The sequence below is a fragment of the Streptomyces sp. NK15101 genome (genome assembly GCF_020400725.1).
Taxonomy (GTDB): Bacteria; Actinomycetota; Actinomycetes; order Streptomycetales; family Streptomycetaceae; genus Streptomyces.
On sequence record NZ_JAINVG010000064.1, the window covers coordinates 37,976 to 44,327 of the forward strand.

At 72.6% G+C, this 6,352-nt stretch carries 6 protein-coding genes; 3 read left to right on the forward strand and 3 right to left on the reverse strand.

The features are described 5' to 3' along the window. Positions 1-122 precede the first annotated feature (122 nt). Complete coding sequence (locus K7G60_RS27940) at positions 123-878, forward strand: SIS domain-containing protein (protein WP_225803726.1); 756 nt, start codon at positions 123-125, stop codon at positions 876-878. Between the two features lie 491 nt (positions 879-1,369). Here the strand turns inward: K7G60_RS27940 and K7G60_RS27945 are convergent, their stop codons facing one another. Next, the gene (locus tag K7G60_RS27945) at positions 1,370-2,275 is read right to left on the reverse strand and encodes an NAD(P)-dependent oxidoreductase (protein ID WP_225803727.1); all 906 of its coding nucleotides are present in this window, start codon (positions 2,273-2,275) and stop codon (positions 1,370-1,372) included. Positions 2,276-2,339: 64 nt separating this feature from the next. Between K7G60_RS27945 and K7G60_RS27950 the strand changes: the two genes are divergently transcribed. Beyond that, positions 2,340-2,690, forward strand: a complete 351-nt coding sequence (locus tag K7G60_RS27950) for a helix-turn-helix domain-containing protein (protein WP_225803728.1) — start codon at positions 2,340-2,342, stop codon at positions 2,688-2,690. A gap of 92 nt (positions 2,691-2,782) precedes the next feature. Here the strand turns inward: K7G60_RS27950 and K7G60_RS27955 are convergent, their stop codons facing one another. Further along, the gene (locus K7G60_RS27955; RefSeq protein WP_225803729.1) at positions 2,783-4,111 is read right to left on the reverse strand and encodes a PAS domain-containing protein; all 1,329 of its coding nucleotides are present in this window, start codon (positions 4,109-4,111) and stop codon (positions 2,783-2,785) included. A gap of 374 nt (positions 4,112-4,485) precedes the next feature. Further along, on the reverse strand, positions 4,486-5,142 hold the full coding sequence (gene pdxH / locus K7G60_RS27960) for a pyridoxamine 5'-phosphate oxidase (RefSeq protein ID WP_374115700.1): 657 nt from the start codon (positions 5,140-5,142) through the stop codon (positions 4,486-4,488). 195 nt (positions 5,143-5,337) lie between these two features. On the opposite strand from pdxH, the gene K7G60_RS27965 reads away from it, so the two are divergent. Then, positions 5,338-6,352 (forward strand): citrate synthase 2 (locus tag K7G60_RS27965; protein WP_225803730.1); only part of this gene is annotated, 1,015 nt, incomplete at its 3' end.

Consider the following 6,352-nt stretch of genomic DNA (forward strand, 5'->3'; position numbering starts at 1 on the left):
TTGTTGCGCATCGAGCCGACAACCGGGTCGCACCGGGTGGGGCGGTATTGACAGAGCAATGGTCCAGACCGCACCGTGATCCGCGACCTCGGCGAGAGCCACGACGAGAAGGAGCCGCCGCGATGGGCGAGAGCAAGCTGGCCGGACAGTTCTTCGACGCCGCGATCGGCCTGCTCAAGGAGGTGCGCGACGGGGACTCCGCCGAGATCGCCGCCGCCGGAGCCGCGATCGCCGCGGCCGTCGCGAACGGCAACCGGCTCTTCGCCTTCGGCGCCGGGCACTCCTCGCTCGCCGCGCAGGACGTCGTCTACCGGGCCGGCGGCCTCGCCCTGATGAACCTGCTCGCCGTCCCCGGCGCCGTCGGCGTCGACGTCATGCCCGCCACCCTCGGCTCCGCCCTGGAGCGCGTCGACGGCCTCGCCGGAGCGGTCCTCGACTCGTCCCCCGCCAAGGCCGGCGACGTCCTGATCGTCATCTCCCTCTCCGGGCGCAACGCACTGCCCGTCGAGATGGCCATGAACGCCCGCGCGCTCGGCCTCACCGTCATCGGCGTCACCTCCGTGGCGTACGCGACGGAGACGAAGTCACGGCACGTGTCGGGGACGTACCTCAAGGACCACTGCGACATCGTCCTCGACTCGAAGATCGCCATCGGGGACGCGGAGCTCACCCACGAGGGCATCGAGGCACCCTTCGCGCCCGCCTCCACCGTCGTCACCTGCGCCCTCATGCAGGCCACGATGGCCGCCGCCGCCGAGGAGCTCGTCCGCCTCGGCATCGAGCCGCCGCTGCTGCGCTCCGGCAACGTCGACGGCGGGCACGAGTGGAACGGGCGCGTCATGGACGAGTACGGGGACCGGATCTTCTACCGGCGCTAGAACCCGTCTTCCGGATCGGGCCGGATCAGGGAGCGGGGCCCGGCACGATCCGAACGACACCCCCTGGACCTTGGTGCGCGGGGCCCGTCCGCGCCGCGGGCTCCGCCGGCTCGACGCGATCAGGGCGATGCCCATGAGCTCCAGGAAGTTCCCGACGAACGCGAGCCACGGGTCACGCGACACGACATCGCTCGGGAGGCTGAAGTAGGTGGCCGCCGAGATGAGCAGACCCAGGCCCGCCAGCGCGATGCCGACGCCGTAGACCCGGGGCTGCAGGACGCCGCTCCGGCGTGCCGGAACCATCATCCATCCCGTACGGAACGCGACCACGCCCATCGCGATCGCCGCCACGCCGAACGGCACGGTCGCACCCAGAATCCACCCCACCATGACGGCCCCCACAGAGTTCCGGACGTGGGCACATCGTCGTCCCGCCGCACCGGGACCGTCCATACCGGACCCCGGCAGCGTCCGGCCCCCCTCGTTGCCGGTCAGCCGCGCTCCACGACCTGCGTCACCCGCGTGAAGCCGTCCGCGCCGTGCCCCCGCTCCACCGCCCGCCGCGCCAGGGCCTCCGCCGCGCGCATGACGCTCGCGTCGATGCCGTGCGCCTCGGCGGCGTGCACGACGTGGCCCATCGTCGACACGGCCGAGGTGAGCGGATTGCCCTCGCCCGAGTACGAGCCGCCGTCCACGTCCTCGGCCCACTCCTGGAACAGCGGCGGCAGGATCGCCCCGATGCCCTGGGCGAACGGCGCGAGCTCCCGCGCCGAGATCCCCTCCGCCCGGGCCACCGCGAGGGCGTGCACGTACCCCGTCATCGACGTCCAGAAGATGTCGAGCAGCGCCACGTCGTACGCGGCGGCCCGGCCGATGTCCTCCCCCAGGTGGGTGTGGGAACCGCCCAGCGCGTCGAGCACCGCCCGGTGCTCGCCGTACAGCGCCTCGGGCCCGCTGTGCAGGAACACCCCCGCGGGCGTCCCTATGGTCGGCGTCGGGGTCATGATCGCGCCCTCCAGATAGCCGACGCCGTGCTCCGCCGCCCAGCGGTCGGTGTCCCGGGCCCGCTCGGGGGTGTCGGCGCTCAGGTTGACGACGGTCCGGCCCTTGAGCGCGTCCGTGACGGCCGGCTGCCGCAGGACCGAGTCCGTGGCGTCGTAGTTGACCAGGCAGATCACCGTGAGCGCGCTCGCGGCGACCGCCTCCTCGGCGCTCGCCGCCAGGACCGCGCCCCGCGCGCCGAGGTCGCCCTCCTTGCCCGGCGTGCGGTTCCACACGGTGGTCCGCACCCCGGCGTCCAGGAAGGCGCCGGCCAGCGCCCGGCCCATGGGCCCGAGACCGAGAACGGTGACGGAGGCGGAGGCGGAGGCGGGGGAAGGCTGGCGGGAAGAAGACATGACGGAACTCCCTTGCACATAAGTTTGGTTACACAGAGATGACCGACGACGGAGAGGGACGCGGATGACACGCCTCAGGGCCCAGGACACCGACGTCTGCGGCGTGACGGCCGCGATCGCCGTGATCGACGGCAAGTGGAAGACGTTGCTGCTGTGGCTGCTGGAGTCAGGACCGCACCGGCCCGGCGAACTGCGCCGCAGGATCCCCGGGATCAGCGAGAAGGTGCTGACCCAGGCGCTGCGGGAAATGGAGACGGACGGTCTCGTGCACCGCGAGGTGCACGACGTGCTGCCGCCGAAGACCGTCTACTCGCTGACGGAGCCCGGGCGCGAACTCTCCGAACTGCTCGGCCCGTTGTCGGACTGGGGCCACCGCCGACTGGACCGGATGACGGAGGCGGCCGCCGCCTCCTGAGGCCCGCCCTCCCCTCTCCTCCCGGGCCGCCACCAGGTTCTCCCGGGCACCCGGCCCCGACAAGTACCCACAAAAAAGTGGGTGTACGGGGGCTAGGCGGTGTCGCCGAGGTCCAGGAGCGCCGCCACCCGGGACGCCACCGCCTCCGCGTGGGCCACGTCCTCGCGCTCGAAGGGGGCGCGGCAGGCGGCCCGCAGGAACGTCAGGACGCCGAGGGTCCGGCCCCGGGAGCGCAGGACCGCGCACAGGGCGTGGGCCGCGTCCCCCGGCCACTGGTGGGCCTCCGCCCACACCTCGGCGGTACGGCCCGCGCTCGCCCGCACCGTGCCCACCCGGTCCCATGCCTGGAGCGCCGGATGCCTGGGCCCGTACCGCAGCGGGATGCCGCCGCCCACGACGGGCGAGGACGGGCCCGGCGCGGCGCCCGCCGGGGTGGCCAGGGCCCGGGTGAGGCGCCGCTCCCCCGCCGGGCGGTCCACCAGGGCGTGGTCGGCGAACCCGGCCAGGGCGAAGTCGAGCAGGACCGTCGCCGCCTCGACCGGGTCCTCGCACTCCGCGGCCGCCGCGCCCGCCCGGTGCAGCTGGCTCCACCGGAACCGCAGCCGGTCGGCCTCGCGCGCCGCGAGCCGCTCCTCCGTGACGTCCTGGAACAGCCAGGCCACGCCCAGCGGCACCGGCTCCTCCGCCATCGGCGAGGCCAGCAGCAGGAAACCGCTGCGCCAGCACCGGCGCCGCTCCTCCGAGGCCGTCCGCAGCGTCACCCACACCTCGGCGGGCGCGGGCGGCGTGCCCTCGGCCAGGACGTGCTGGAGGGCGGCCTCCAGCTCCTCCGCGCCGTGCACGACGACGTCGCCGAGGGGCCGGCCGAGCAGGGCCGTGCGCCCGGTCCCGAAGGCACGGGCCGCGTGGGCGTTGACCATGGCGGGGCGCAGGTCGGCGTCGACGAGGACGACGCCCCAGGAGGCGTCCTCGAAGAGGGCCTCGCTGAGGGCCACCGACCGCTCCAGGTCGAGCTGGACGTGGACCTCGCTGAACGCGCAGTACACGCCCGCCGGGCTGCCGTCCGCGCCGCGCACGCCCGCGGCCTGGCTCCGTACGAGCACCCGGCCGCCGTCCTTGCGCAGCAGCACGAACTCGTGGACCTGGCGCCCTGGGCCCTTCATGGCCCGCATCAGCCGGCCCAGGGTCTCCTCGGCGTCCGCGCTCCGCGCCGCCCATCCCTCGAACCCTCGCCGCCCGACCGCCTCGGCGGCGGACCAGCCGAGGATCCGCTCGGCCTCCCGGTTCCAGTGCGTGATCGTCCCGTCGGCGTCGAACGCGCAGAGCGCCGCGTCCATCCCGTCGAGCAGCGCGGCCAGCAGATCGGCCCCCGCCCCCGGGACGGACACGGCGCCGCTCGTGGCCTCTGTGAATGCGCTCATCCAGGCACCCCCCATGCTGCGACCATTCAACTGGAAGGTGACGCAGAGCACATCACCTTCGCCCCAATCACTCGTTTCGAATCACCCGAATAAATCGCTTGAGCGGGGGACGGACCGTTCGTAGGGTGTGGGTACACGCGAAAGGAGGTGATCCGAAAAAATGGTTTCTTTTCGGACTCGTGAGGTGACTGCGGGCTGAGGCCTGCCAGTCGCACTCTGTGCACCTCGGCAGGCCTTCTGCCGAAAACCCAAGCAGTCACCCGACCCGTGAGTCGCCGGCAAGTCCGGCCGGCCGGTTTCCGTCCGAACCTAGGCGGACGGAGCCGAGACTCACGGGTCGTCTGCGTTTCCGGGGCCCGTCAGGTCCGGACCCGTCAGGGCGCCAGCCGTTCCACCCGCCACGCCCCGTCGGGTTCGTGGACGTAGCGCAGGCGGTCGTGGAGGCGGTTCTCGTGGCCCTGCCAGAACTCGACCGTCTCGGGGACGACGCGGATGCCGCCCCAGGACGGGGGGACCGGGACCTGTTCGTGGTCCGGGTAGCGGGCGGCCAGTTCCCGGTAGCGGGCGAGGAGGTCCTCGCGGGACGGGATCACCGCGGACTGGGGGCTGGCCCAGGCGCCGAGCTGGGAGCCGTGCGGGCGGGTGCGGAAGTAGGCGACCGTCTCGTCGCGGCCGACGCGGACCGCGCGGCCGGTGACGATGACCTGGCGGGCCAGCGGGTGCCAGGGGAAGAGCAGCGAGGCGTACGGGTTGGCCGACAGCTCCCTGCCCTTGCGGGACTCGTAGTTGGTGAAGAAGACGAAGCCGGCCACGTCGTAGTGCTTGAGGAGGACCGTACGGGACGAGGGGCGGCCTTCGGGGGTGGCCGTCGAGACGATCATCGCGTTCGGTTCGTGGATCGCCGGGTTCGCGGCGGTCTCCTTGAACCAGCGGGCGAACTGCCCGATCGGTTCGGGGGCGAGGTCGGCCGCGGACAGCTCCGTGGTGCGGTACTGCTCGCGCATGTCGGCGGGATCCAGGGCGTCGGTCACAGGGCCATCCTGCCGCAGCGCCCCAGTCTGCCCGGCACCACGGGGCGTTAATCCTCTCTCGCCGGATCGGCGCAGTGTGCCGGATGTCACGCTTCCCCGCATCATCGGAACCGTACAGACTCTTCCGCTGGATGACTGTTGATTCCCCACCATCGACCGACACGGTTGATCGATCATCGATAGAGGAGCCGCCTGATGTCCGACTTCGTACCCGGGCTCGAGGGAGTCGTCGCGTTCGAGACGGAGATCGCCGAACCCGACAAGGAGGGCGGTGCCCTCCGCTACCGCGGGGTCGACATCGAGGACCTCGTGGGTCACGTCTCCTTCGGCAACGTGTGGGGGCTGCTCGTCGACGGCGCCTTCAACCCCGGTCTCCCGGCCGCCGAGCCCTTCCCGATCCCCGTCCACTCCGGTGACATCCGGGTCGACGTGCAGTCCGCGCTCGCGATGCTCGCGCCCGTGTGGGGTCTCAAACCGCTCCTCGACATCTCCGCCGAGCAGGCCCGCGACGACCTCGCCCGCGCGGCCGTCATGGCCCTCTCGTACGTCGCGCAGTCCGCGCGCGGCCAGGGCCTGCCGATGGTCCCGCAGAGCGAGATCGACAAGGCGGAGTCCATCGTCGAGCGCTTCATGATCCGCTGGCGCGGCGAGCCCGACCCGAAGCACGTCAAGGCCGTCGACGCCTACTGGACCTCCGCCGCCGAGCACGGCATGAACGCGTCCACGTTCACCGCGCGGGTCATCGCGTCGACCGGCGCGGACGTCGCCGCCTCGCTCTCCGGTGCCGTGGGCGCCATGTCCGGCCCGCTGCACGGCGGCGCGCCCTCCCGCGTCCTCGGCATGATCGAGGAGATCGAGCGGACCGGCGACGCCACCGCGTACGTGAGGCAGGCCCTCGACAAGGGCGAGCGCCTCATGGGCTTCGGCCACCGCGTCTACCGCGCCGAGGACCCCCGCGCCCGTGTGCTCCGCCGTACGGCCAAGGAGCTGGCGGCCCCGCGCTTCGAGGTCGCCGAGGCGCTGGAGAAGGCCGCCCTGGAGGAGCTGCACAACCGCCGCCCGGACCGGGTCCTGGCGACGAACGTGGAGTTCTGGGCGGCGATCGTCCTCGACTTCGCCGAGGTCCCGGCCCACATGTTCACGTCGATGTTCACGTGCGCGCGGACGGCCGGCTGGTCGGCGCACATCCTGGAGCAGAAGCGCACCGGCC